Source organism: Komagataeibacter diospyri (genome assembly GCF_006538165.1).
In the GTDB taxonomy this organism is placed as follows: Bacteria; Pseudomonadota; Alphaproteobacteria; order Acetobacterales; family Acetobacteraceae; genus Komagataeibacter; species Komagataeibacter diospyri.
Genome location: NZ_BDLU01000012.1, coordinates 1 through 25,261 on the forward strand (window position 1 = coordinate 1; position 25,261 = coordinate 25,261).

At 57.1% G+C, this 25,261-nt stretch carries 22 protein-coding genes; 13 read left to right on the forward strand and 9 right to left on the reverse strand.

Features of this window, described 5'->3' with window-relative positions; translation table 11 throughout:
- Positions 1 to 351: 351 nt before the first annotated feature.
- Positions 352 to 870, reverse strand: a complete 519-nt coding sequence (locus MSKU9_RS01590; RefSeq protein ID WP_141259610.1) for a hypothetical protein — start codon at positions 868 to 870, stop codon at positions 352 to 354.
- 166 nt (positions 871 to 1,036) lie between these two features.
- Here MSKU9_RS01590 and MSKU9_RS01595 point away from each other — a divergent pair, with 166 nt between their 5' ends.
- The 5 genes from MSKU9_RS01595 (at position 1,037) to MSKU9_RS01615 (ending at position 6,135) form a co-directional block, all read left to right on the forward strand.
- Positions 1,037 to 1,579: an iron transporter gene (locus tag MSKU9_RS01595; RefSeq protein ID WP_019087332.1), complete on the forward strand. Its 543-nt coding sequence runs from the start codon at positions 1,037 to 1,039 to the stop codon at positions 1,577 to 1,579.
- Between the two features lie 39 nt (positions 1,580 to 1,618).
- Positions 1,619 to 2,755: an ABC transporter substrate-binding protein gene (locus tag MSKU9_RS01600; protein ID WP_141259611.1), complete on the forward strand. Its 1,137-nt coding sequence runs from the start codon at positions 1,619 to 1,621 to the stop codon at positions 2,753 to 2,755.
- Positions 2,742 to 3,845, forward strand: coding sequence for a FecCD family ABC transporter permease (locus MSKU9_RS01605; protein ID WP_141259612.1), 1,104 nt, complete (start codon positions 2,742 to 2,744; stop codon positions 3,843 to 3,845). The genes MSKU9_RS01600 and MSKU9_RS01605 overlap by 14 nt, the downstream gene beginning before the upstream one ends.
- Positions 3,842 to 4,624, forward strand: a complete 783-nt coding sequence (locus MSKU9_RS01610) for an ABC transporter ATP-binding protein (protein ID WP_193557607.1) — start codon at positions 3,842 to 3,844, stop codon at positions 4,622 to 4,624. Before MSKU9_RS01605 ends, MSKU9_RS01610 begins: the two co-directional genes overlap by 4 nt.
- A gap of 1,013 nt (positions 4,625 to 5,637) precedes the next feature.
- On the forward strand, positions 5,638 to 6,135 hold the full coding sequence (locus MSKU9_RS01615) for a MucR family transcriptional regulator (RefSeq protein ID WP_141259613.1): 498 nt from the start codon (positions 5,638 to 5,640) through the stop codon (positions 6,133 to 6,135).
- A 523-nt stretch (positions 6,136 to 6,658) separates the two neighbouring features.
- On the opposite strand, the gene MSKU9_RS01620 is transcribed toward MSKU9_RS01615, so the two are convergent.
- Both MSKU9_RS01620 and MSKU9_RS01625 read right to left on the reverse strand, forming a co-directional pair.
- Positions 6,659 to 8,659 (reverse strand): M1 family metallopeptidase, encoded by a 2,001-nt coding sequence (locus tag MSKU9_RS01620; protein ID WP_141259614.1) that lies wholly within the window; start codon positions 8,657 to 8,659, stop codon positions 6,659 to 6,661.
- Positions 8,660 to 8,752: 93 nt separating this feature from the next.
- Entirely contained in the window at positions 8,753 to 9,538 is a 786-nt protein-coding gene (locus MSKU9_RS01625; protein ID WP_141259615.1) for a sulfite exporter TauE/SafE family protein, read from the reverse strand.
- Positions 9,539 to 10,048: 510 nt separating this feature from the next.
- Between MSKU9_RS01625 and MSKU9_RS01630 the strand changes: the two genes are divergently transcribed.
- Together MSKU9_RS01630 and MSKU9_RS01635 are read left to right on the forward strand one after the other, a co-directional pair.
- Complete coding sequence (locus MSKU9_RS01630; protein WP_141259616.1) at positions 10,049 to 10,300, forward strand: hypothetical protein; 252 nt, start codon at positions 10,049 to 10,051, stop codon at positions 10,298 to 10,300.
- 188 nt (positions 10,301 to 10,488) lie between these two features.
- Positions 10,489 to 11,337, forward strand: a complete 849-nt coding sequence (locus tag MSKU9_RS01635) for a phytanoyl-CoA dioxygenase family protein (protein WP_141259617.1) — start codon at positions 10,489 to 10,491, stop codon at positions 11,335 to 11,337.
- Positions 11,338 to 11,455: 118 nt separating this feature from the next.
- Here the strand turns inward: MSKU9_RS01635 and MSKU9_RS01640 are convergent, their stop codons facing one another.
- The 6 genes from MSKU9_RS01640 to MSKU9_RS01665 all read right to left on the reverse strand — a co-directional run bounded on the left by MSKU9_RS01640 (position 11,456) and on the right by MSKU9_RS01665 (position 18,039).
- Entirely contained in the window at positions 11,456 to 12,724 is a 1,269-nt protein-coding gene (locus MSKU9_RS01640) for a M20 family metallo-hydrolase (protein ID WP_141259618.1), read from the reverse strand.
- 108 nt (positions 12,725 to 12,832) lie between these two features.
- Positions 12,833 to 13,624 carry a transporter substrate-binding domain-containing protein gene (locus MSKU9_RS01645; protein ID WP_162515705.1) on the reverse strand — a complete coding sequence of 264 codons (792 nt, stop codon included), beginning with the start codon at positions 13,622 to 13,624 and terminating at the stop codon, positions 12,833 to 12,835.
- 32 nt (positions 13,625 to 13,656) lie between these two features.
- The gene (locus MSKU9_RS01650; protein WP_141259620.1) at positions 13,657 to 14,574 is read right to left on the reverse strand and encodes a polysaccharide deacetylase family protein; all 918 of its coding nucleotides are present in this window, start codon (positions 14,572 to 14,574) and stop codon (positions 13,657 to 13,659) included.
- Positions 14,575 to 14,615: 41 nt separating this feature from the next.
- The gene (locus MSKU9_RS01655) at positions 14,616 to 15,380 is read right to left on the reverse strand and encodes a class II aldolase/adducin family protein (RefSeq protein ID WP_141259635.1); all 765 of its coding nucleotides are present in this window, start codon (positions 15,378 to 15,380) and stop codon (positions 14,616 to 14,618) included.
- A gap of 39 nt (positions 15,381 to 15,419) precedes the next feature.
- The gene (locus MSKU9_RS01660; RefSeq protein WP_141259621.1) at positions 15,420 to 17,021 is read right to left on the reverse strand and encodes a zinc-binding metallopeptidase family protein; all 1,602 of its coding nucleotides are present in this window, start codon (positions 17,019 to 17,021) and stop codon (positions 15,420 to 15,422) included.
- Positions 17,022 to 17,034: 13 nt separating this feature from the next.
- Entirely contained in the window at positions 17,035 to 18,039 is a 1,005-nt protein-coding gene (locus MSKU9_RS01665) for a dimethylarginine dimethylaminohydrolase family protein (RefSeq protein WP_141259622.1), read from the reverse strand.
- A 782-nt stretch (positions 18,040 to 18,821) separates the two neighbouring features.
- On the opposite strand from MSKU9_RS01665, the gene MSKU9_RS01670 reads away from it, so the two are divergent.
- From MSKU9_RS01670 to MSKU9_RS01695, 6 genes are read left to right on the forward strand one after another with little or no spacing between them, the layout of a single operon-like run.
- Complete coding sequence (locus MSKU9_RS01670) at positions 18,822 to 21,023, forward strand: TonB-dependent receptor (protein ID WP_162515706.1); 2,202 nt, start codon at positions 18,822 to 18,824, stop codon at positions 21,021 to 21,023.
- Positions 21,024 to 21,036: 13 nt separating this feature from the next.
- On the forward strand, positions 21,037 to 21,861 hold the full coding sequence (locus MSKU9_RS01675) for an ABC transporter substrate-binding protein (RefSeq protein ID WP_141259624.1): 825 nt from the start codon (positions 21,037 to 21,039) through the stop codon (positions 21,859 to 21,861).
- A 16-nt stretch (positions 21,862 to 21,877) separates the two neighbouring features.
- Positions 21,878 to 22,708 carry an amino acid ABC transporter permease gene (locus MSKU9_RS01680; protein WP_141259625.1) on the forward strand — a complete coding sequence of 277 codons (831 nt, stop codon included), beginning with the start codon at positions 21,878 to 21,880 and terminating at the stop codon, positions 22,706 to 22,708.
- Complete coding sequence (locus MSKU9_RS01685; RefSeq protein WP_141259626.1) at positions 22,705 to 23,520, forward strand: amino acid ABC transporter ATP-binding protein; 816 nt, start codon at positions 22,705 to 22,707, stop codon at positions 23,518 to 23,520. The genes MSKU9_RS01680 and MSKU9_RS01685 overlap by 4 nt, the downstream gene beginning before the upstream one ends.
- A gap of 20 nt (positions 23,521 to 23,540) precedes the next feature.
- The gene (locus MSKU9_RS01690) at positions 23,541 to 24,434 is read left to right on the forward strand and encodes a polysaccharide deacetylase family protein (RefSeq protein WP_141259627.1); all 894 of its coding nucleotides are present in this window, start codon (positions 23,541 to 23,543) and stop codon (positions 24,432 to 24,434) included.
- Positions 24,421 to 25,245, forward strand: a complete 825-nt coding sequence (locus tag MSKU9_RS01695) for a transporter substrate-binding domain-containing protein (RefSeq protein WP_141259628.1) — start codon at positions 24,421 to 24,423, stop codon at positions 25,243 to 25,245. The genes MSKU9_RS01690 and MSKU9_RS01695 overlap by 14 nt, the downstream gene beginning before the upstream one ends.
- The last annotated feature ends 16 nt before the right edge of the window (positions 25,246 to 25,261 follow it).

The following is a 25,261-nucleotide window of genomic DNA, read 5'->3' on the forward strand; positions in this document are numbered from 1 at the left end:
GCGCGTTCTGAATCGCGCACGGTGGCCGGGTCGATCTGCTGGATCAGGGGGGTGGAATTGCCAAGGCGGGCGCGGTCTTCCTCAATCTGTGTCTGGACCTGTGCGAAGCCTGTTGCGGGGAGGGCAAGCCCGACACATGCGATACATGATCCCATACGCATGCGTCGTCGGACAGCGCCGAAGGAAAGGGCGGGAACGAAAAAGCTCGATCCCTTTAACATGTGTCGTGAATGGGAGAAGGTCATGCTGTCCGCCGCAACTAAGAATCAGTATCAATAAGAATGACTCTCAATTACATTTTGTCGCAAAGCCGTCAATCACAGGTTTCATGCATATTTTGCAACACTGCCATTAGCGCAGGAAAACTTTTGGTACACCTTCACTATTCAGGCACGACATGATCATCACACCCGTCCACAGACACAGCGAAATACTTGCTCCGACCCGGCCACGTAGTGCAACAACCGGATTGCCCCGCAGTACAGACAGGTAAACAGAGCGATGGCACCACATGGCATTCAGCATTGCCAGCGTGATCAGCAGCAGCTTGGGTGTCAGGTACGCCCGGCTGCCAATATGCACCGGGTCGTAAAAGAACAGCACGACACCCGTAACCATAGCGATGGCAAAGGTGATGTGCAGTGGACGCATCATCAGTTGCGCGGCGGGAGCCAGTCGCGTCGCCATGCGTGAATTGAGGATGCCCAGGTCAAACAGCATGTCCATCCCGAAAAACATGGCCATGCTGACGATGTGCGCGATGCGGATCAGGTAATGGACCGGCTGCAGCCAGAAGTGCAGCATCCGGCTGTCCATTGCGATCAGGACCGCATAGGGCAATCGCATAAACGCGAGGGGATGGCTGATCATGGCAGGTAGTCTCCGTGTGTATCGCACAGCACATACCATCCGTTGACAGTGATAACAATTATCATTATCAGATTTGTGAAATCAGCCGGAAGGGGATCTGTAATCTGGTCACGGGATTACTGAAAGTTAAAAATAAAACAGGAACCATGACCTAATGTTCAGATATATGGAAACAGTCATCATGAAGAAAAAGTGTTCTATACTGGCGCTGGCCATCGCGGCCCTGCCTGTTGGCGTAACGGCGGCGCAGGCGCGTGAATATCCCATCGGCGGACCCGTTCAGGCGCATGACATGGAAATCGCTTCCAGTTACCTGACGGGCATCATGGTGGACCCCATGCCTGCTGGCATGACCGACAATACCAAGCCGGACACCATCCATCTTGAAACCGACGTCCACGCCACCGCGGATAACGTATGGGGCTACCCCGATGGGGCATGGGTGCCGTATCTTACGATCGGCTATTCGCTGACAAAGGACGGCACGCCGTGGAAGGCTGAAGGCACGATGCATTTCATGACCGCCAAGGACGGCCCGCATTATGCCGATAACGTGCAGATGGATGGTCCGGGCCGCTATACGGTCGTGCTGACCTATTCCTCACCTGAACAGAGCGGCTTCCTGCATCATGTGGACAAGGAAACAGGTACGCCAGGGTTCTGGAAACCGTTTACCGAGAAGTTCAATTTTGCCTATCCCCAGAAATGATTTTCCCAGGGGTATGATTACACAGGCCGGAGTAAGGTGATGGGACGGATACTGGATAACTGGCGTCTGCTGGCATGCGGGGTGGTGACGGTCATGGGCCTGGCTGCGGGGCAACCTGCGGCACGGGCTGAAACCGTGACCGACCTTGCCGGCCGCAAGGTGGATGTTCCGGCCAGTGTCCATCGCATCATTCTGGGGGAAGGGCGGTTGATTTATGCCCTTGCTCCACTGGAAAAACAGCACCTGTTTGACCGGATCGTAGGCTGGCAGGGTGAATTCCGTGGTGCGGATACCCAGAGTTACGATCAATACGTCGCAACCTTTCCGCAGGCGGCCAATGTGGCGCTGATCGGCAAGACCACGGCAGATACGGTCAGTCCCGAACGCGTGCTGGACCTGCACCCCGACCTTGCGATCCTGACAGTGTCCGGCCATGGGCCGGGGGCGGCGAGCGAACTGGTTTCGCAACTGGAAAGCGCGCATGTGCCGGTTGTCTTTGTCGATTTCCGTGCCGATCCGCTGCATGACACTGTCACATCCATGCAGATACTGGGCCGGGTGCTGCATCGTGAACGCGAAGCCGCGGAATACCTGTCCTTTTACCAGTCGCATCTGAGGCATGTGACCGACCGGGTGGCGTCGCTGCCGGAAGCGCAGCGGCCACGGGTCTTTATCGAAATGCTGGCCGCCATGCGCGAAAGCTGCTGCCATACGGCGGGCAAGGGTAATATGGGGGCGTTCATTACGGCGGCCGGTGGCCAGAACATCGCAGCCCCCCTGCTGCCGGGATATATCGGGGACATTGACCTGGAAAAGGTCATTTCCGCTGACCCGGACATATATATAGCCGATGGCACCAAGGGGCCGAAGGCCAGCGGGCCGGGCCTGCGCATGGGGGCTGAGGTCACGCCCGATGTCGCACGTGCCTCCCTGCTGCGCGTGACGGAGCGGTCGGGCATTTCCAGCCTGCGCGCGGTCACGACCGGGCATGATTACGGGATCTGGCATTCCTTTTATGACTCGCCATACAATATCCTTGCGGTCGAGGTCATGGCGAAATGGTTCCATCCCGACCTGTTCGCCGATCTGGACCCCGATGCGACGCAGAAGGAACTTTATGACCGCTTTCTCCCGGTCAGGCAGGAAGGGACCTTCTGGATCAATGCGCGTCCATGATGATGCACCCGTAACCGCTTCCCACGCCATTTCCCCCGACCTGTCGGCTTATGCCCGGCAGGTGCGCGGTTCCTATCGCATGCTGCTGCGGCGGCGTGCGGGGATTCTGGCGGTCATTGCCTTATGTATCGTAGCATCGGTCGTGCTGGATTTCTGCCTTGGGCCGTCCGGCCTGTCGGTGGACGCGCTGATCCGCACCTTGCTGCATCCGCATGATGTTTCTGCCGGGCAGAGTGTCATTGTCTGGCAGATCCGCCTGCCATACGCGCTCATGGCCGTATGCGTGGGGGCAGCACTCGGGCTGGCGGGCGCGGAAATGCAGACCGTGCTGGCCAATCCGCTGGCCAGTCCGTTTACGCTGGGGGTTTCGGCCGCGGCGGCATTTGGCGCGTCACTGGCCATTATCCTGCAATGGCGTCTGCCCGGCGTGCCGGATGCATGGGTGGTGTCGGCCGATGCCTTTGTCTTCGCCATTGGTTCCGTTCTGCTGCTGGACATGGTGTCACGCAGGCGCAATGCGGGGACCGGTACTGTTGTGCTGTTTGGCATCGCCCTGGTGTTCGCGTTCCATGCCCTGGTGTCCCTGCTGCAGTTTGTTGCCAATGAGGACGCGCTGCAGGATCTGGTGTTCTGGACCATGGGCAGCCTGACGCGGGCAACATGGCCCAAGCTGGGACTGCTGGCGGCGGCCTGCGTGGTGGTGGCGCCGCTTTCCTTTCGTGCGGCCTGGAAACTGACCGTGCTGCGTATGGGGGAGGAACGTGCCGCCAGTCTTGGGGTGGATGTGCCGCGCGTGCGGCGGGGCGCGTTGCTGCGGGTCAGCATCCTGTCGGCGCTGGCGGTGTCCTTCGTGGGGACGATCGGGTTTGTCGGGCTGGTGGCACCCCACATCGCCCGCCGCCTGCTGGGGGAGGATCATCGTTTCTACCTGCCTGGTAGCATGTTTGTTGGTGCGCTGGTCATGTCGCTGTCTTCGGTGGCCGCGCGCAATATCATGCCTGGCGTGGTGATCCCGACCGGGATCGTGACGGCGCTGGTTGGTATTCCGTTCTTCCTTGCCATTGTCCTGCGCAGGCAGGGGCTTTCATGATGAACGGCCTGTTCGCGGAACACGTAACCGTAAGATATGGTCAGCGCACCGTTCTGGATGACCTGACGGTAGGTCCGTTCCCCACAGGAAAGGTATCCGCCCTGCTTGGTCCCAATGGTAGTGGCAAGTCCACCCTGCTGCGCGCCCTGGCGGGACTTGGGGAGGCGACGGGTCAGGTCATGCTGGGGTCGGACGTGCTTTCGCGCATGTCGCTGGCACAGCGGACGCGACGCTGCCTGTATCTGCCCCAGACCCTGCCGGCCACGGTGCATCTGCAGGTGCTGGAATCGCTGCTGGCTGCCCAGAACGCCACTGGCGCATTGCCCGGGATCACGGGTGGGGATGAAATCGACGCGGCGCTGCGTATGCTGGACATATTCGGCATCGCCGACCTGGCCATGCGGTATATGGATGAACTATCGGGCGGACAGCGTCAGCTTGTGGGGCTGGCGCAGGCTTTGGGGCGGCATCCTGATGCCCTGTTGCTTGATGAGCCGCTCAGCGCGCTTGACCTGCATCATCAGTTTGCCGTGATGGACGTGCTACGGCGCGAGACGGAACGGCGCAACATCGTGACGGTCATGGTGCTGCATGACCTGAATATTGCCGTGCGCATGACGGATTACGATGTGATCCTGCGGGACGGTAAGATTATCGCGGCTGGTTCCCCGCATGATGTCATTACGCCGGATACATTGCGTCAGACCTATGACATTGTTGCCCGTGTGGAAACATGTAGCCGGGGACTGCCGCATATCATGGTGGATGGGCTGGGCTGACCGTCCTGTTGTCTATGGAACAGGAATGAAAAAAGCAGGCCGGGATGATGCCATGCCGCTGTATTCTGTTTCTTCCTGCGATATCACCATGCTGGCGTTAAAATATAATATATGCTGCATGACCTGACTGATACAGTCTGGTAATCAGGGAGGGGACTGGTCAGCATATCGTACCGATCTGGACAGCGCGTGCAGGTATGCAGGGTATCATATGCACAACTTTGACGCGTGTTGCGCGAAGGGATGTAATGACAGCAGGATGATGGCTCAGTTCTGCAATAAGGGAATGACAGCATGTATTATGATGCAGGTACGCACGGGATACAGTCCATATAATTCATGCCATGCAGGCAGGATCATACTGATGGATACATGGCGTATGTGATGGCAAATATGAACATATGTATTTGTTGCAATATGTAATGACAAAAAATCATATTTTGTTAGCATACCGTTTTTTTTTGATCATAAGCATGTAATCAGCCGTATGAAAAAATAATATCATAAACTTATATAAAAAATTTTGGTATAGAATTCATATCTAAATAAAAATGAAATTAAATGACTTAACTTTGTGGCTTCGGTCTGGTCTGTTTATTTTTTGTTTGTAAAATTTGATTTTGTTTGGTGTCTGTTTTTTTTGATAAATATGATCAATGAACAGGTCGTGTATTTTATATGACGTGTTTATAAAATAGTGAAAATTCATTAACGAAAATCAGTAAATTAAGAATTTGAGATGATGTTTTTTCAAATTTTCAAACAAAAAATTGCATATGATCCATGGATGCGATAATGGACAGGGTTATTATTGCGCCATCATGTCTGTTGGAACGCAGAAGGCATGCGGATATGTGACCTATGCAGGCATTGCGGCGTATGTCTCTGTAATGGGGGTGATATAAAAAATACGCATCAAAAGGCTTTATTGTGGTTGCATAATAGACGCATGATTATTACTGATAGGGCAGATATGTCCCCGGACGGCAATCTACAGAGGAAAGATTCAGACATTGGATAATAAAGATCTCCCGCATACCGAACTGGTATCCATGACGACAGAGATCGTGGCTGCGCATACCAATCATAATACCGTTGGCATTGAGCAGATCCCCACCCTGATCGAAACGGTTTATACCGCGCTGAAGGGGCTTGGCGCCGAAAAGGTGGTTGAACCTGCCCCGCTGCAGCCGGCCGTGCCGATCAAGAAATCAGTATTTCCTGATTACGTAATCTGCCTGGAAGACGGCAAGAAGCTGAAGATGCTCAAGCGTCATCTGCAGACGGCATATGGCATGACCCCGGAGCAGTATCGTGAAAAATGGGGTCTGCCTGCCAACTATCCGATGACAGCGCCCAATTACGCCGCGCATCGTTCGTCCCTTGCACAGAAGATTGGCCTGGGTCGTAAAGTTGTGGTTGAGCCGGAACCCGAAGTTGCGGCGGAAGCCCCGGCGAAGCCCGCGCGTAAGACGACCCGTGCGCGCCGCAAGAAGGGCACCGATGCATAAGCATCACGGATACGTTATATAATCGCAAACACCCAGCCTGTTCACAGGCTGGGTGTTTGCATTTGTAGCGAAGGAAAAATACCCCGCATATGTAATGACAGATGAAATATTGCATTCCCTGCCGGTTATGGTCATGTGGAGCGGTTGCCTTATCCATGCGGTCAGGCCATTTCGCCTTATGCAGCATGTGACCCTTCTGGATGAATATCATCTGTAGGGCAGGGATGGGATGATTGCTGTATTGGCATATATATTTGTAATGATATGATATGTCACATATACTTTTTTATGGTGTAATGTTCCTGTTGCAGGCCCATGACGCAGTCGGGATGGACCTGTCAGGAAACTGCTTGAACAGCCAGCAGCTCATGAACAACTTCATGATAACGCTTTTTCAGAAAACTTCCCGTAAATGCCGCCTTTAAAAAAACAGCATTCATGAAATTTTATTTATGAAAAGCTTTTTCAAACAGTCTGCCAAGGCAGCATAATGCTGTGCCGTGATGCATGTCCCATGCGTAAGTTACCTTGATTTCATAAGGCGTATGTTATCGCTGCGGTCCGGGTCGGGCAGGACATGTTCGGGATCAAGAATGGCTCTGTCGACTGTCGGGCCACCAGGGAAGGCAACAGTAATATTGTCCGCCAGGTGCCAGCTTTCCGGCGGGATAACCTGATCCGCATGTGTGCCATCACTATAGGCCAGCCTTAGCGTTACGGGCAGCATAAGCCTGCCTTTGGCCTTTATGCTGACCTGCGTGCCCTGACGGGCGTCATTATTGATATAGGACAGGCGCGACAGGGCATAATCCGGCCAGTCATTTTCAAAATACCAGCCACGCCAGAACCATCCCAGATCTTCACCCGCTTCACTTTCCATCAACCGGAAAAAATCCGATGGGGTGGGGTGATGGTATGCCCATGCCTGAATATAACGGCGGAAGGCGGTATCGAAGCGCTCCGGCCCCAGTATCTGTTCACGCAGCAGCACAAGCCCATAGGCACTTTTGAAATATGTGACCGGATGACGGTATTTTTCCGGTACCAGTTCCGCTGGTGTCATAAGGGTAGGCGCCTGCGGATCTTTCAGCACCGGGATGATGTCATCGGCGGGTCTGCCGGTCAGGGGCGCGAATTCGGCGTCATGCTTGGGGGCATATTCCCCATGGTTGAAATGTTGCGATGCATAGGCGTCAATAAAGGTATTGAACCCTTCATCCATAAAAGCATCACGCCGTTCATTACTACCCACGATCATGGGAAACCAGCCATGGCCCAGTTCATGCGTGGTGATCCAGAACAGCGTATCGTTCCGGTCTTCCCAGCCGTCAAAGACAATGCCGGGATATTCCATGCCCGCCCCATGGCCACCCACATTGATGGCATTGGGCCATGGGTAGGAAAACCACTGGCGGGAAAAATATTCGATGGCATGTCTGACATATTCGGTGGACCGGTCCCATGCCTGCGGGCCAATGCCTTCACGCGGGTAAACCGACATGGCCAGACGGGGCACTGGCTTCATGCCGGGGGCGGGACGTACCGGCGGCAGGTCGATGCGCGCCGCATCCCATAAAAAGGTAGGAGATGCGGCGAAGGAAACATCACGCGTATTTTCCATGTAAAAACGCCACGTCTTTTCCCCCATGCGGGCCACGTGGCTTGTGGGGTCCGTTACGTCGTGTTCTGTACGGATCATTACGGTCCGGTCGCTGCGGGCTGCCTGCGCCAGACGGGCACGTTCGGTGCGGGTCAGGACCTGCGCCGGATTGAGCAGCGCGCCTGAACCGACAACCGTGAAATTCCACGGCACCGTGACGCTATAATCAAAATTGCCGTATTCAAGATAGAACTCCTGCCCCAGATAGGGCAGCGTGTCCCAGCCGCGATGGCTGTCATAAACGCACATGCGGGGGTACCACTGCGCGATTTCATATATTTCGCCATCCCTGGCGGGGGTCACCGCTGTTCGGCCGCCCCATGGACCGGGAATGATGTAATGCCAGCGGATGCGGATCTGGACCTTCTGCCCATGGGACAACGGCGCGCCGGGCAGTGCAAGCTGCATACGGGTATCGGATATGCGTGGCCGAAGCGGGGTTTCATGTCCATGATGCACGATGGCAACTGAATCGATTTCCATGCCGTCGGTCGTATTGGGGTGGCGTTCGGGGTTGGCGAAGCCTGCGCGGGAATGGGGACGATAGATGTTCTGGTCAAGTTGCAGCCATAGCGTATCAAGGCTGTCGGGGCTGTTGTTGGTATAGATCAGCGTTTCTTCGCCAGACAGGGCGTGGGTCGGCGTGTCGATATGGGCATGGATGACGTAATCTGCCCGGTTCTGCCAGTAATCCGGTCCCGGTAGGCCAGAACCCGAATTGTAGCGGTTGGGCGGGTCCGGCAGGGGCTGGGGGGTAAAGACCCGTCGCATGTCCATCGCGGTTGGAACTGGGGCTGCCTGCGCCCCGTCTATCGCGCAGCAGCCTGCACAGGTCAGGATGACCATCAGCTTTCCGTATGCCATTTCCCTGCCTTCCGCCTGTCATGGTTGCGGTAGGGTAACGGATGGCGCCGGGAGCGCAAGGTGCTGGCTGGTACCCGTGCGGGGCGTGTGTCGTCAGATGACCTTCAGCCCGACGGTGACAAGAATCGCCGCCAGTATGATCCGCTGCACCCGGTCGGGAACAAGCCCGATGCACAGGCTGCCCAGTATGATGCCCGGCACGGACCCGCACAGCAGCGAGGTCAGCAGCGGGACGTCAATATCCCCGATCCACCAGTGCCCCATGCCCGCAATGGCCGTGAGCGGTACGGCATGGGCGATGTCGGAGCCGACCAGCCGACGGATTTCCAGCGAGGGATAGAGAAAGATCAGCGCTGCCATGCCAATGGCCCCCGCGCCGACGGAAGACAACGTGACCATGACCCCCAGCACCGCGCCCAGCAGCGTGGTGAGATGGCCAGTCATGGCGGAGGAAACGCTTCCGGCCTTCTGCCGCGACAGTATCTGCAGCCGGTGGCGGAACAGCACGCTGGGGGCGGTAATCAGCAGTGCTATGCCCAGGGCCACGGAAATCACATGTGTCACCTGCGCCGAAGGGCTGCCCGCCCAGTGGAGGGCTGCGATCGTCAGCACGGTAGCCGGTATGCTGCCCAGCGCCAGTCGTCCCACTACACGCCATTCCACCGACTGGCTGCGGCCATGTACCAGTGTGCCCACCGTCTTGGTCAGGGCTGCATACAGCAGGTCAGTACCCACGGCTGATTGCGGATGCACCTTGAACAGCAATATGAGCAGCGGGGTCATGAGCGACCCGCCCCCCACGCCGGTCATGCCGACAAGAAAGCCGACCCCAAGGCCAGACAGCACATAAAGCAGGTTGATCGATTCAGGCAGGTGCATGGTGGGGCTTCATGGTTCGATGGTTGCGGGGCAGGCAGTGCATGCTGTCCGGTATGGGGGTAAGGGCGCCTGTCTATGCGTTCCCGCCCGTTTTACGTTCAAATTATACCAAAAAACTAAGTGAATTACCGATGGTGGATACGATTGTTTATGTGTAATTTTCAATAAGCACAAGCTTCTTTGGTGATATCGAGGCACCATATTTTTGCATATAGCCCGTAAAAATACGGAAATCCCCGTTTTCCGACAGGCTGGACGACGTGCGGTAAGCGTGTCGGAGAACCCGGTGTGGATCTGTCCTGGCCTTATCCACGCCACGCTGCGGCAATTGCCTGCCATCATTGGCACCGTAACGCGGGATCGTGAACGGGCAGGCAAATGGCATGGTCGGGAGGTCAGGTCATTTGCTGGCCCACGCGGCCTGTCCCGTATTCCGAAAATATCCCCGGCAGTGCGGCAACCTGTTTTTATGGCACCCGTTGCAGGGGGAACCATTTACGGAGAGGTGCCATGTTCAGCAGACAGGTAACGGACAATGCATGGAATGCCATGCCGACCCGGCCGTCCCCGGTTCCGCCATCGCCAGTCCATGAACCCGGACAGGATCCCGGTCACGGTGAACCCGATGAGAAAGAACCACTGGACCCGCCGGAAAAACGTTGCCCGGATCATGATGAGGACGAACCGATCGATCCTGACAAGGACGGGCTGGTCGAACCGCTGGAACCTGATGAGGAGGACGAAGGGCCTGTTGCGGACTGAATGCGACTTCGCCGTCCCCGCACGGTCTGTCTGGTGCAGGGCTGACTGGGAAAACGGTTTGATTAAACCAAAAGTGTACTTGCGGATATCGCAAACATGAATCCATTACCCAGGTGTTATATTATGATATCGGAATGACAGGCAGAAGCATATGCCCATGGCAGGATGCGCAATACTTGGAGAGGGTGATGACAGGTATGATCCAGTCCGAATATGTAAACGCGTCCACCCGACAGGATTTTGATCGTGATGGCGTCGTCTGCCTGCGGCAGGTGATCTCACCACAATGGATTGCAAGACTGACAGATGCCCTGCCCACGGCGATACGGGCGGCAGGGCCTAACCATTTCCGGTTTGAAAACTCCGGTGAGGCAGGGCTGTTTTTCGGTGATGTTCTGGTCTGGCAGCGTGTCCCGGTCTTTGAGGAATTCATGCGCACGGGGCCGCTTGCTGCCGTGTCTGGCAGTCTTATGCATTCCCGTACTGTCACCTTCTATCATGACTTCCTGCTGATAAAGGAAGCCGGTACGTCCAAACGTACACCCTGGCACCAGGACCAGTCTTACTGGTGTGTGGGAGGGACGCAGGCGCTTACGATCTGGATGCCACTTGATACGGTGCCGCTTGAAACATCGCTTGAATTCGTGAAGGGTTCGCACCGCTGGGGCCAGTTGTTCGAGGCCGTGCCCTTTGACCCCACCAGCAAATTTCGCGGCGACCGGGATGGACGTCCCCCGCTGCCCGATATCGACGCCACGCCGGGGGATTACGATATCCTGCGTTGGGCGATGGAACCGGGGGACTGTCTGGTGTTCCATTGCAGGACGCTGCATGCCGCCCCCGGTAATCCGGCCCCCAGCCGGTCACGGCGTGTGCTTTCGACCTGCTGGGCCGGTGATGATGCCCATTACGTTGAAATCAAAAGCGATATCGCCCCGCCGGTCAGGGGGGACAACCTCATGCCCGGTCAGCCGCTTGCCTGTCCCACTTTCCCCCGGATCCTGCCGGTTTCCTGCCCGTCGTCCGAGACGGTCTGAACAGGTTCTGATGGCGGCAGGGTCTGATTGCCGGGCATCCAGCAGCGGGAAAGCATAAGGTTGCTGTAACAGCCATCCTTATGGGGGACTGTTACAGCAATATGGTCGGTTGCCTGATTTATGCGGGGTCAAAATGTGCATCGGCCGCCATGATGGCGTGCAGCAGCACATTGGCCCCGGCCACGATGTCGCCTGCTTCCGCATGTTCCGCTTCATTATGGCTCAGCCCATCGCGGCAGGGGATAAAGATCATGGCAGTGGGACAGATATGCCCCATATAGGCGGCGTCATGGCCCGCGCCCGATACGATGTCACGGTAGCTCTGTCCCGTCAGGCTGGCGGCCCTGCGCACCATTTCCACGCAGTCGGGATCAAAATGCACGGCCGGGGAATCCCAGATCCGTTTCATTGACAACGTAACGCCCTGCTGTTCCGCCTGCCGTGCGGCTTCCGTGCGTATGCGCTCTTCCACGGCGGCAATCACGTCATCATCGGGGTGGCGCAGGTCCAGCGACATCTGGACTTCGCCCGGCACCACATTGGTACTGCCGGGCTGCACCTGTATGACACCCACGGTCGCCCGTGTGTCAGCACCATAAGACTGCGCGATTTCGTCGATCATGATCATGACATGGGCTGCAGCAAGCAGCGCATCGCGACGCATGGCGCGTGGTGTCGTGCCGGCATGCGCTTCCTGACCACTCAACCGCAGGTCAAACCAGCGCATGGCCTGCACGCCGGTGACCGCGCCAATGGTTATGCCTTCCTTTTCAAGGATAGGACCCTGTTCGATATGCAGTTCAAAATAGGCCCGGACCGGGTGCTGGCCACAGGGTTCCGCGCCCCTGTAGCCGATTTCTTCCAGTGCCTGTCCGAAGGTTGTTCCCCGTGCATCCTGCGTTCCGTAAGCCTGTGCCTGGGTGAAGGCACCGGTAAATACGCCGGATGACATCATGGCGGGCGCGAAACGTGATCCTTCCTCGTTCGTCCAGTTGACCAGTTCGACCGGGTGCCGCATCCGGTAGCCGCTGCGCTGCAGCGCGCGCAGGGCCGACAGGCCGGCCAGCACACCATAAATGCCATCATATTTTCCGCCGGTCGGCTGCGTATCAAGGTGGCTGCCCATGACAAGCGGGGGCAGGGCCGGATCGGAACCAGGCAGGTGGATGAACTGGTTGCCCATGGAATCAACCGTAAGCACGCCGCCCAGTGCAGCCGCCTGCGTCCCCAGCCAGTCGCGGACCTGGCGGTCTTCCGCGCCAAGGGCCAGACGGCAGATGCCACCTTTTGCCGTGCCGCCAAAGGCCGCGGTTTCGGCAATGTCAGCCAGCAGCGATGGGCCATCAATACCAAGGTTTACGCCCGTGGGCATCATGTCCTGATTCATGTATTTTCCTGTTGTTATCTGTATTTCCGGATGCTGCGGGACCGGGTGTGTCTGGTTATGGAACACCCGTTCCTGATATGCCGTCATATGTTCCGGTTTGTCATGTTATTACTTTATACTATTGGAAAGGTTCCATTTTTCAGCAAGATTTATGAAATCATTACTTTGGCGTATTCGGGCCAGCGCTTCTGAAAACAGGGTTTCGTTCTGTACGTCCCCCTTCCTGAAGGCCGCTACAATATTCGTCTGGTTGATGGGGGCGGCAATGGGACGGAAATGGCCGCCGCCTCTCAGTCCGACAATAAACGCGACAACTTCCTGCCCATGCAGGGCCGCGCTTGAACGTCCTTCACGCAGGTTGCTCAACTGCTGGCCAAGATCTGAATCCCACATGACCTTTATGGCGGGTTTTCCATGGGCTTCGCAGTTTCTGGCGCTCCAGCGTGCAGCCTGTTCGGCAAAACTGGTGCCCTGAATGGTCGTGACGGTCCTGCCACACAGGTCGGTCAGCGTATGGATGTCATCATGTTCGGCAGAAGTATAAAACTGTGATCCGGTGGTAAGATAGGGAATGAAGTCAAACAGGACGTGCCGGGCGGGAATGTCGTAAAAGCCGCTGATGATCATGTCGGCCCGCCCCGACAGCAGGGTCGGGATCAGTTGTTCAAAAGTACTGTCAACCCATGTGACCGGTCGCGCCGAAACCCGGCCAATCGCGGCGGCCAGATCAATATCGAATCCCTGCAACTGCGTTGTTTCCGGGTCACGGAATTCCATTGGCGGATTTCCCGTGTTGACGGCCACGACAATCGGGTTTTCCCCCGTAATGGCTACCGGACCGTTTCTGTAATAATGGATGAACAGAACATACGCGATCATGATCGCCGGGATAATGGTCATGATCCATGTCCTGTTCATGCCAGCCCCTTTCTCTAGCGCACGGGAATGGAAAGGGGGGGAACGCCCCCGATCCAGCGCGGGATCTGCTCTTCATGCGGTATCCATGTGCCGCTGGCCACCAGCGTGGAGATATGGGCTGCGATATCTTCCATCGGCGCAAACCAGACGTCGCCTTTTTCGTGCATGTAATCCAGCAGTTTTACAATTTCCGCCGCGCGCGACAGCCGGCCCGATACAAACGGGTGCCATATTGCCGACCACAGGCCGCCATACTGCCAGGCCGCATCGAATTCTGCACGGAATACGGCCATGGCTTCTGCAGGCGCGCGGATTGTCTGGGCCATCCTGAAGGCCCTGGTGTGTACATATTGTGGCCAGTCATCCAGCGCATGGGTGGAAGGCAGTTCGATCAGTGAACCCGCCTTGCCCTTCAGCATGTATGGCACATCATCCCCATACAGTGACGCATCGTAGCTGAAGCCATGTTCAACAAGAAGGTCGAGCGTGTATTCGGAAAACGCGCCCGATGGATTGCGGTAGCCCGCAGGCGCCCGGCCTGTTGCCTTCTCGATCGCGCGCATGCCCTTTTCAAGGATCCGGCGCTCGTCATCAGGGGAATGCTGGTTGACGCGTTCATGCAGCCAGCCATGATGGCCGATCTCATGCCCGTTTTCGACCAGCAGGGATATGGCATGCGGGTATTCTTCCACACACCAGCCCGGCACATACATTGTCTGCCGGATGCCGAAATGCTTCCAGATATTGACAATGCGCGGCACCCCAACCGTTGCGCCAAAACGCAGTTCGGACGCGGCGCTGACATGGCGGCCCGCATCCGCCCCGTAAAACAGGTGCAGCAGGCTTTCGGCGTCAAAATCAAAGCACATGCACACCGCGCAGCGTGCGCCGCCCGGCCACGGGGGCGGCTTGTTGATCAACTGAAGCGACATAAGTTTTTTCTCCGCCAGCAGGCTTCACCACGGTGTGGGGGTCAGGTCATATAATCCGGCTGTTCTCTCTGCATCTTGCGGCGCAGGGCGTTCCACAGCATCTCGCCCTTGTCCGCCCCCGTAGAAAACTGGCTGCGCACATGCGCAAGCATCTGGGGCGAAGGAATGGAAAGCGGTTGGCCGCCAGATTGCGCGGCAAGCTGGATACGGCATGCCTGTTCCAGGTAATACATGTAGTAGAATGCTTCCGCGATGGTTCGCCCGACACTGAGCAGGCCATGATTTTTCAGGATCATGACCTTGTGATCACCCAGGTCGCGGACAAGACGTTCCCGCTCGCTCAGGTTGCGGTCTTCCGCGATCCCTTCATATTCATGCACTGCCACCGCATTGTAGAATTCCATGCTGATCTGGTTGATCGGCAGCAGCCCTCCCTGCTGGGCCGCAATCGCCATCCCGGCAAGGGTATGGGTGTGCATGACGCAGGCGGCATCGGGCCGCCTGCCATGTACTGCCGAATGGATGACAAAGCCTGCGGGGTTGACCGGCATGGTGGTAGGCTGCGCAGGCTGGCCCCGGGCATCCACCTCGACAAGGGAACTGGCCGTTATCTCCTCAAACAGATAGCCATATGGATTGACCAGGAAGCGGTGCCCCGGCCCGGGCAGACGCACGGACAGGTGCGTATAGACCGTATCGGTCATGTCCAGATGGGCGAACAGGCGATAGGCAAGCGCCAGGTCCTCCCTCAGGCGCTGCGTTGCAGTGGCGATATCCTGTGGCGTCGGGGCCGCAGGGGTGGACATGTCAACCGGGGTCATGATCCTGAACTCCTTTGCGTCCGATCAATCGCGCACATTGCCCATGGACCATTCACTGCCGCGGGGCGTTTCCACGTATTCAGGCCAGTGGTAATCAACCGGCGCCCTGAAATCTTTGGGTAGCAGCGGCGCAATCCAGCGTGATCCGCCCACCCCGCCACCGGTCCGCTCACGGAATTCGGCCTGTGCCGCTTCCAGCACCGCAGGCTTTGTCAGCAGGTCGAGCAGCGTGGTGGTGATGACCTGGGAGGCGCGGCTCCACATCGGGTCGATGCACGCGGTATAACCGGCCATAGCGTGGCGCGCCCATGCAGGATAGCGGTAGCCGGGCGCTTCGGGGTGGTGCAGGGTGGGGCGGGCGACATACAGGCGGACCGTTGGCGCGTGCCATGTATAATCCACGTAGTCATCCGCCGCGTAATGCTTCTGCCATGGCGGCAGCTGTTCACGGAAGGCGGCCTCGGCTTCCTGTGGTGATGTCAGCTTCATCATGTTGGGCAGCAGGGGTTCTGTGGTCTCGGGCAGGCCGAGGGTCTTGTGAACGTCCTGGGCAAATCGCACCGCGTCCTCACCCCATTGTGGTGCGCCCAGTCTTTTGAAATTCGCGAAAGTGGTTTCCGCCATGACATGGTTGGGCAGACCGGGACGGGTCTTGGTGATCCATTCCTTTTTGACGGTGCAATGCGTCATCGCCGCGATACTGTCGGCATTGCGGTCAAGGATTTCAAAGGCCGAATGGCACATATCCAGCGAAGGCGCGCGCATTGAATACTGGATCTGCCCGATTCCGGGGGCAAAATTGTCCGCCGTGGCCTGACCGGCAATCGGGATGAATTCGTTGATGGTCCAGCTACCGGTATGCGGCAGGATGGATTCCTTCATCATCTTGGAATTGGTGTACATCAGGCAGACCGCATCGATTGCGCCGGGCGCGCGTGCAATGGCATGGATATGCGTGATTTCACCCGATGAAATATCCGCCTGCCATGTTTCGGGATTGGGGCATTCGAATGTGTAGATGCGGCTCCAGTAAGGTGCGCTTGTCGTTTCCCAGAAACATCCATTCGTCAGCGCGGGAAAGGAATGGGGATGGAAGCTGATGGCGGCATCCAGCCCGTCATAATAGCCGTGCGCGGCATGCACCGGCTTTGAACCGCACATCTTTTCTGCCGGTTCGCCAAAGAAGACGAGCGTGCCGGGAATGGAATGCGCTTCCATGGCCCGTTTCGTGGCAAGGAAACCGGCCAGAGCGCCGATACCCAGTGCGGAATGCGGGTCGGTATGGCCCGCCGCCAACCTGCTTGTCCCCTTCCGCGGCTGCTGATAGGGAACGGCTTCCTGCGACTGTCCCGGCACCGCGTCGTATTCAGCGTAGCCCGCCAGTACCGGACCGTCTCCGTTACGCCATTCCGCACGGAAGGCGGTCGGCATTCCGGCCGTACCTTCCTCCACTGTGAACCCTTCGCTGCGCAGGCGTTCGACATACCAGCGGCTGGAGCGGTATTCGCGCCATGACGGTTCCTGAAAATCCCATATTGTCTTGTGATCTTTGGAAAATGCCGCCTGCCGTTCATTCAGCCAGTCGAGCGCGCAACGCTGCGCATCGGAAAATTCGTCGTTCCACATTATCCCGCTCTCCTCAGATATCATCGCGGATCAGGGGACCGGTCGAGCAGTGCAGGCCGCCACCACCCGATATCATCTTGTCATACTTGACCGGAATGATATCGACCCCGGCACCAATCAGCGCCTTGCGTGTTTTTTCGGACACGCCTTCGGGCATCACGACACGGCCGGGGGCGATTGCCAGGCAGTTGATGATCGATACATCATCCTCATAACCGACTTCGATGACGTGAATTCCCAGTTCACCAAGCTTTTCAAGGAACCAGTAAGGCAGCAGGGCAATATTGGCGATGGCAAGGTCCGGGGCGAGCATGACAAACACGCCATCGATATGAAGCCTGTAACCGGTCAGTTGAATGCGCAGTAGTTCTACACCCTGCGTACGCAGGACTTCCTCGATCTGGTCGGCTCCGGATTCCGTGGTGCGCGACGAAATCCCGATGACTGCGGTCGTGGGGTTCAGCCATGCAAAGCTGCCGCCTTCGGCAACACCATTGCCTGAAATCGTCCGCAGGATCGGGCATCCCATACGGGCCAGTGTCTGGGTAACGGGGCGTTCTTCACCGCGGCGGATTTTTGGGCCCATGCGGGTGACAATGGCCCCCCCCTTTACCGCAATGAGCGAATCCCGGGTAAAGCAGGATTTCATACGGCCCGGCGCGATGGAGTCGAGATAGACAACCTCCACGCCCTCCCCACGCAGGGTGGCGACGTAACTGTCGTGCTGCGCCTGCATGGCCGCAAGGTCCGGGCCTGTATCGCCACGCCAGTACCAGCCTGCTTCGACATCGCCAAAAGCATTGTTTTCCATACGTTTCGACGTATCAACAATGTTCACTTCGTCACCGGGGCGGTGCATCATGACCATGCGCAGGCGCCCGACGTCGTTATTACATCCCCATTTCTGGCCCCATACGGCTTCCTGCTGTGTTGTATCCTCGAATGCGGGTTCCGCTTCCGAGGGGAACAGCTTGATCAGCTGGTTATAACGCCATTCGCCTTCTGTGATCGCATTCATATCGCGCATGACCCATTTATATTATTGAATGTAAGTAATTAATCCCGGATGCAGCAAAAACATGACGGCTGCTTCGGTCATGATGTCATCTTATAGCGCCTTGGAGCCGACGCAAGAAAAACTTGGAGTTGACACCAAAAAGTCTGGACAGGGCCGATTCATTCCGTTTACGTTGCTAATTATCCGGTATGTCAGAAATGTACCGGAAGCAGGGATCTTAAAAGTTCTATGTTATTTCAAGCAGGGATTCTAACCTGTGATTCAGTATCAATTCTCCTGCTGCGGGGTGGGCCGACATAAGAGTTACGTTCCACAGGGTCGGACGGCAGGGTGAAATAACATTACTATAAAGAAATAAATAGTGCGTGGGTATCATAACTGTCGGGATGAAGTGCCGTTCATATCGTTTCGATATCATTCCAATTATTGGAGAGAGTGCCGGGAACATGGGGAAATCAGATTGCAGACTGATTTTTCCAGACCAGTTCAGGGCGCAGGCATCTGCCCGTGGTGTTTCGCGTGGTCGCGTGCCCGGTGCGGTCCGTCATGTTCTGGTGCCTAAAACAGTCAGATGCAGAAATAAAAAGTAATCAATTCCAAAAACCTTACAATCATCCGTCAGGAGGCATGTAATGAGACGTAGCCGATGTCTCGGGATTTTCATTGTATGTTGCGTTCCATACGTTGATTCCGCAAAGGGGGCGACCGAATCTTCCCGGGCCGCTCCCGATCCAGGGCAGCGTCATGGTGTTTCGGCAGCGCCGCGGGCAGGCGCCCACACGGTGCGGCACGGTGCGGGCGCCGCACCGCCACAGGTGCCGGAACAGTTGCGTGTCATGTCCACCGCCCGCACCCAGTCACACGGTACGAGTGAAGTGGTCAGCCGCGCCATGATGGACAAATTCGTGCCGGGCACGAGTGCGGTCAAGATGCTTGCCCAGTTGCCCGGCGTTCAGTTCACGTCGTCTGATGCGCTGGGGGTGGATACGTGGTCTTCCACGCTGTACGCCCGTGGCTTCGTGCAGGACCAGATGGGCTTTACCCTTGATGGGGTTCCGCTGGGCGATCAGGGATATTTTACCTATAACGGCCTGAAATCTCAGGCTGCGATCGCGCCGGAAAATATTGCGAGCATGGATATCTCGCAGGGGGCGGGTGCTGTGGACGCGCCAGGGACGACCAACCTGGGCGGCCAGATCTCCATGGTTTCATCCAATCCCCTGCAGAAGGCCGGGGCACGTGTTTCGCAGTCCTTCGGTAGCTGGAATGCGTACCATACGTTTGTCCGGGTTGACAGTGGCAACCTGAACAGGACGGGCACCCGGTTTTACGTATCCTATGTCCGTAATGACACGGACAAGTGGAAGGGCGCGGGATACCAGTTTGAACAGAACGTCAATGCCAAGCTTGTCCAGCCGCTGAAGAACAACAGCGAACTGTCGTTCTTCTTTGACTGGAACAACCTTGTGCAGCCGGTTGATTATCAGGATCTCAGTTTCAATTTCCTGAAGGTGTATGGTACCCGGCTTGATAACTACTATCCCAATTATACCAACGCCTATAACGCAGCGGCGGGGAAATACACGCTGGGTCAGGACAAGACGAACGATCCCAAGGACGTTGCATATTATGACGTGGGGCGTGTCTGGAATGACTACCTGGCGTACACGAAACTCAAGCTGAACATGACAAACCACCTGTCATGGGACACGACGCTGTATGGTCATGGCCAGAAGGCGATGGGGGTGTTCACCAACCCCTTCCATGCCTCGCCCAACGGGGCGCCATTGTCCGAACAGATCAAGCGTCCCTGGCTCATGCGTTACGGGTTTACGTCCGGTATGAACTGGCACATGGGGCACAATGTACTCAAGGCCGGGATCTGGTACGAATACTACCGCAACGCCATAAGCCAGACATTGTATGAAGCCCCGCTGCTGGGGCAGGGCGTGCCGGATCCCAACCATCTGGGCGCTGCGTTTGATCGCATGTGGGCCTTCGATTTCAACACCAATACCTTCATGGGCTATGTGGAGGACCAGTATTACATCAAGCCCAACCTGGTGGCGTCTGTCGGGTTCAAGGCCATGACGTCCACCACCCGTGGATCACAGGTGGCGAACAATACGGGCGAGGCGGCACTGGCGCAGGGCAGCCTGAATGCATCAGACGGGTTCCTGCCGCATTTCAATGTTGATTACCATCTCGACCGGCATAGCGAACTCTATTTCGATATTGCCAAGAACCTGCGTACTTATGCTGATGGTGGTTATGGCCTGGGCAGTGTCTGGGGTGTAACCAACCTGCAGACGTTCAATGAAATGAAGAAGGTGATCAAGCCGGAAACCGACTGGACCTATATGGTCGGCTACCGTTATCAGGCGAAGAAACTGTCTGCGTCTGTCAGCTTCTACCATACTGATTTCTTCAACCGCCTGCAGACGATCGCATCGGGTAATATTGTCAACCCGACGGATTCGGTCGCCAACGTGGGCAGTGTCCACATGAACGGCGTGGACGTGGGGGCGACCCTACGCCCGGTCAAGGGGCTGAGTTTCTACAACAGCTTCAGCTATAATCATGGCTGGTACGGATCGGATGTGTCCGATGGCGGCACGACCTATCACACCAGGGGGAAGAAGATCGTCAACTATCCTTCCTTCATGTACAAAACGCAGCTTGCCTATGCCTATCGCGGTGCGGAAGTGCATTTTGATGCATCCTACATGTCCAGCCGCCCGTTTGACTACATGAACACGCTGCATGTTCCGTCCTACTGGCTGGCGTCAATGGGGGCGCGTTACAACTTCGACCGTGTCGGCCCGCTCAGCACGCTGTCCGTTGGTTTCAACGTCTATAACCTGTTCAATTCCACCTATATCGGAACGATGGGGGACAACGGAAATCCGATGCAGGGTGATTACCAGTCCTTCAGCATCGGCGCGCCGCGTTCCTTCTTCGGTACCATCTCCGCTTCCTATTAGGACAGGAGTATAAATGCGCTTACGCCGTCGCCTGCCCCGATCCGCATGGGCTGCCTTCATGTCCGTTCTTGCCGCAGGGGGCATCATGCTGTCCCTGTCGGCCATGACCGCCGGATACGGGGCGCCGCCGGCGCCTCTGGTCGTGGGGATCAACCCCGTTTATCCACCCATGGAATTCCATGCGCCCGAAACGGGTGAACTTCAGGGCTTCGATGTCGATTTCGCCTATGCGCTGGGAAGGCAGATGGGGCGTCCGGTGGAAATACGCGAAGCGTCCTTTCCCCAGTTGATGGTTGATGTCGGTTCAGGGCGGATTGACATCATCATCAGTGGTCTGAACGACACGCCTGGTCGGCGGGGTGTTCTCCGCTTCATTGATTACCTGCAGTCCGGCGCCCAGTTGCTGGTGTCGGGCAGCAGTCCGTTCACACGGGACACCGACCTGTGCGGCGGAACGGTATCCGCCGCGCGTGGTACCGATTTCGCCCGGATCCTGCAGGCATGGAGCGCACGTGTCTGTACGGCCGCCCATCTGCCTGACATCACGGTGGTGGGGACCGAGAATTCCGCCATGGCCCGTCTGGAACTGCGTGAGGGCAGGGTGCAGGCCGCCGTGCAGGGGGAGGAAACGGTCGGATATTTTCTTGATAATGCCCATTCGCTGTTCCGCCGGTTTCTGCCCCCCATCAGCCACGCCTGTCTTGCGATCGCCATGCGACATGACAGCGCGCTGTTTGACAATATCAGGGCCGATTTCGAACAGATGAAAAAGGATGGGAAGTATCAGAGCCTTCTTCGAAAATGGCACCTGGAAGCCAATACAGTCATTCCCTCATAGTCCGCACAGGTGAGACATGTCTGCTGAAATACAACTCGACGATCACAGCACGATCATAGAACGGGGCCGTTACCATATGGTCGTGTCGCTTGTGGTCATACTGGCATTCGTGGCGTGGCTGATCCATGCCTTTGCCGTTTCCGATATCGAGTGGAAGTATGTAAGCCATTTCCTGATGGTCCGCACCATAATGCAGGGTGTGGCCGCAACGTTGCTCATGGCCATATCCGCCATGATGCTGGGTATCGTGATCGGCCTGACCTTTGCCATCGTGCAGCAGTCAGGCAACCCGGTCTGGAAAACGGTGGCGGCCGGTTATGTCTGGCTGTTCCGGGGGACGCCGGTCATCCTGCAACTGCTTTTGTGGTTCAATCTGGCGCTGGTGTTCCCGCATATATGGATACCCGGTTACGGTTCGGTCCAGACAGTGCAGCTTATGACGCCGTTCCTGTCCGCGCTGCTTGGTCTGGGGCTGAATCAGGGGGCCTACATCACCGAAATCATGCGTTCCGGTCTGACCAGTGTGGACAGGGGACAATATGAAGCCTGCTGCATGATCGGCATGACACGTCTGCTGGCGCTGCGCCGGGTCATCCTGCCGCAGGCCCTGCGGGTGGTCATTCCACCGCTGGGGAACGAGTTCATCAGCATGATCAAGCTTACATCACTTTCAAGCATGATCCAGTATCCGGAAATACTGCATAGTGCGCAGAACATCTATTACGCCAATGCCCGGGTGATCGAACTGCTGCTTGTGACCGGGTTCTGGTATCTGACGATTGTAACCGTTCTGATGCCTGTGCAGTATTTTCTTGAAAAACGTATCAACAGGGGATGGTCGGGATGACTGCCACAGATATCGCAGCAATACCTGCGTCACCCATCCTTGAGGTCAGGAACCTGCGCAAGTCGTACGGCAGCACATCCATTCTGAAAGGGGTGTCGTGCACCCTGAACCAGGGGGATGTGATGTGCGTGCTGGGCGGATCGGGATCGGGTAAGACCACGCTCCTGCGCTGCATCGCCCAGCTTGAGCGTTATCAGGGCGGCAGTGTGGTCGTGGATGGCGAACTGATGGGGATTGCTGCAGCAAAGGGCGGACGCTTTTACCGCCTGTCGGAGCGCCAGATCGCGCGCCAGCGTCTCAAGACCGGTATGGTCTTTCAGAAATTCAATCTGTTTTCACACATGACGGCGGTGCAGAACGTGATGGAGGGCCCTCTCCATGTCCTGTCTGTCCCGCCGGCGGAAGCGCGCAGGGAGGCCTGTCGCCTGCTGGAATGGGTGGGACTGGGGGAACGGATGGACCATTATCCGGCCCAGCTGTCCGGTGGCCAGCAGCAGCGTGTCGCCATCGCCCGGGCCTTGGCCATGAAGCCCAAGGTCATGCTGTTTGACGAACCGACCAGTGCGCTTGACCCGGAATCCGTAGGCCGCGTGCTGGCGGTCATGAAACAGGTTGCCGCAACCGGCATGAGCATGATCGTCGTGACCCATGAAATGGGTTTTGCGCGTGAGGTCGCAAGCCGGGTCGTGTTCATGGATCACGGGGTCATCGCGGAAGATGCCCCGTCCGCACAGTTTTTTTCCGCGCCATCGCACCCACGGGCGGCTGATTTCCTGGCCTCCACGCTGGGCGCACGCGCACAGACCAACTGAAATTACAGGATTCATACAAGATGTCCGCAACCTATGAACGCTATCGCAACGTCCCGCTGACGCCGCCCAACCAGGCACCGCCCGCCCTGCGCTACCCCTGGCCCGAAGGGAACCGGGCCGCCATGTTCCTGTCGTTCGATATTGATGCGGAAAGTGCCTGGACCGGCAAGGACCCGTCCCATGCCGACCGCCTTGTCACCATGTCCTTCGGCGGGTTCGAGGCACGGGTGGGCACACCCGTCATCCTCGGGCTTTTACGGGAAATGGGGCTGAAGGCCACGTTTTTCATCACCGGCTGGGCGGTGGAAGCCCATCCCGCCATGGCCGAGGCGGTGCTGGCTGATGGTCATGAAATCGGGCATCACGGCTATCATCATCTCATTCCCGAACCCGGCGCCGATCATATGCTGGAGGAACTGGATTACGGGCTGGAAGTGCTTAAAAGGCGGCTGGGCGTGGTGCCTGTGGGTTATCGTGCGCCCATCGGGGAAGCATCGGCCGAACTGTGCCAGAGCCTGAAGGAGCGTAATTTCCTCTATACCAGTTCCTGGTTTGATGATGTGCGTCCTTACCGGCACGTGATGAAGGACGGATCGCCCGGCCTGATCGAACTGCCCCAGACCACCAGTTACGATGACTGGATGCACGGGCTTGCGAACCGTTTCAGCCCGCGCTCGATCTTTCCCAGGGAGCATGTGCTGTCGATGTGGCGCGATGACCTTGATGAAACCCGCGCATGGGGCGACCTTGTGACAACCGTGTTCCATCCGCAGGTAAGCGGCCGGCCGATGCGCTTCCGGCTGTTGCGCGAATTCCTGCAATATACTGTCAGTTGCAACGACGTATGGATTACAACAGGGGAGGAGATCGCACGGTATTACGAACAGCAGGAAAAAGCCCTTGCGGTATCGTGATCGTGCATTTGGGGTGATCCGGGCCCTTCTGCCCGTGCTGCTGTGGCCGGTCATGGCCACAGCAGCGCCCCGGCAGGTGGTGATCGGTGTTTATCCCAGCTATCCGCCGCTCGACATGCGAGACCCGGAGACGGGGCAACTGGAAGGCTTTGATATTGACCTTGCCACCGCGCTTGCCCGGCAGAATGGCTGGGCGCTGACGTTTCATGAAATCAGTTTTGAAGAACTGCTGCCTGCCGTCCAGACCGGGCGGGTGGACCTGTTCTTCAATGGCATGATCGACAATGCGGTGCGGCGGGAATCCGTGGACTTCGTGGATTACCTGCGTGAAGGATCGCGTTTTCTCGTGCCGACGCGCGATGCGGCGATTTTCCGCACCCAGCGCGACCTGTGCGGCAAATACGTCGCGGCCAACAGGACCACCAGCCAGCCCGCGCAGATCCAGCAATGGAGCGCGGAAAACTGCAGCGGGAACGACATCAGGTTCTATCCCGCGGAAAATGACTCCGACGCCATGATCCAGCTTTATGAAGGGCGGGTGCAGGCGATGATGGTTGACAGCATTGTCACCCAATATGTGACGCGACGTGAAAAGGGACGGATTACGGCAATGGAAGGGCTGATTTTCCCACAGAAATTCGGAATTGGGCTCCATAAGGGCAGCACGGAACTGGCGGAACAGATCCGCAGCGGCCTGCGTGAACTTGTCCTGAATGGAAATTACAAAGAACTTCTTGATAAATGGGGTTTGTCGCAGGAAAATGGCCTTGACGAAGAATTACGGCAGTCGCCCGTACCTGTCAGTCAGTGATGGATACGTGCGCACA

Bases quoted from the DNA above. Each gene is read 5' to 3' on its own strand.
- MSKU9_RS01655 (WP_141259635.1), bottom strand. From the start codon at position 15,380: ATGTCCACCCCTGCGGCCCCGACGCCACAGGATATCGCCACTGCAACG.
- MSKU9_RS01625 (WP_141259615.1), bottom strand. From the start codon at position 9,538: ATGCACCTGCCTGAATCGATCAACCTGCTTTATGTGCTGTCTGGCCTT.
- MSKU9_RS01620 (WP_141259614.1), bottom strand. From the start codon at position 8,659: ATGGCATACGGAAAGCTGATGGTCATCCTGACCTGTGCAGGCTGCTGC.
- MSKU9_RS01630 (WP_141259616.1), top strand. From the start codon at position 10,049: ATGTTCAGCAGACAGGTAACGGACAATGCATGGAATGCCATGCCGACC.
- MSKU9_RS01600 (WP_141259611.1), top strand. From the start codon at position 1,619: ATGGGACGGATACTGGATAACTGGCGTCTGCTGGCATGCGGGGTGGTG.
- MSKU9_RS01590 (WP_141259610.1), bottom strand. From the start codon at position 870: ATGATCAGCCATCCCCTCGCGTTTATGCGATTGCCCTATGCGGTCCTG.
- MSKU9_RS01660 (WP_141259621.1), bottom strand. From the start codon at position 17,021: ATGTGGAACGACGAATTTTCCGATGCGCAGCGTTGCGCGCTCGACTGG.
- MSKU9_RS01605 (WP_141259612.1), top strand. From the start codon at position 2,742: ATGCGCGTCCATGATGATGCACCCGTAACCGCTTCCCACGCCATTTCC.
- MSKU9_RS01645 (WP_162515705.1), bottom strand. From the start codon at position 13,624: ATGACCATTATCCCGGCGATCATGATCGCGTATGTTCTGTTCATCCAT.
- MSKU9_RS01690 (WP_141259627.1), top strand. From the start codon at position 23,541: ATGTCCGCAACCTATGAACGCTATCGCAACGTCCCGCTGACGCCGCCC.
- MSKU9_RS01650 (WP_141259620.1), bottom strand. From the start codon at position 14,574: ATGTCGCTTCAGTTGATCAACAAGCCGCCCCCGTGGCCGGGCGGCGCA.
- MSKU9_RS01610 (WP_193557607.1), top strand. From the start codon at position 3,842: ATGATGAACGGCCTGTTCGCGGAACACGTAACCGTAAGATATGGTCAG.
- MSKU9_RS01685 (WP_141259626.1), top strand. From the start codon at position 22,705: ATGACTGCCACAGATATCGCAGCAATACCTGCGTCACCCATCCTTGAG.
- MSKU9_RS01675 (WP_141259624.1), top strand. From the start codon at position 21,037: ATGCGCTTACGCCGTCGCCTGCCCCGATCCGCATGGGCTGCCTTCATG.
- MSKU9_RS01595 (WP_019087332.1), top strand. From the start codon at position 1,037: ATGGAAACAGTCATCATGAAGAAAAAGTGTTCTATACTGGCGCTGGCC.
- MSKU9_RS01640 (WP_141259618.1), bottom strand. From the start codon at position 12,724: ATGAATCAGGACATGATGCCCACGGGCGTAAACCTTGGTATTGATGGC.
- MSKU9_RS01665 (WP_141259622.1), bottom strand. From the start codon at position 18,039: ATGAATGCGATCACAGAAGGCGAATGGCGTTATAACCAGCTGATCAAG.
- MSKU9_RS01635 (WP_141259617.1), top strand. From the start codon at position 10,489: ATGACAGGTATGATCCAGTCCGAATATGTAAACGCGTCCACCCGACAG.
- MSKU9_RS01680 (WP_141259625.1), top strand. From the start codon at position 21,878: ATGTCTGCTGAAATACAACTCGACGATCACAGCACGATCATAGAACGG.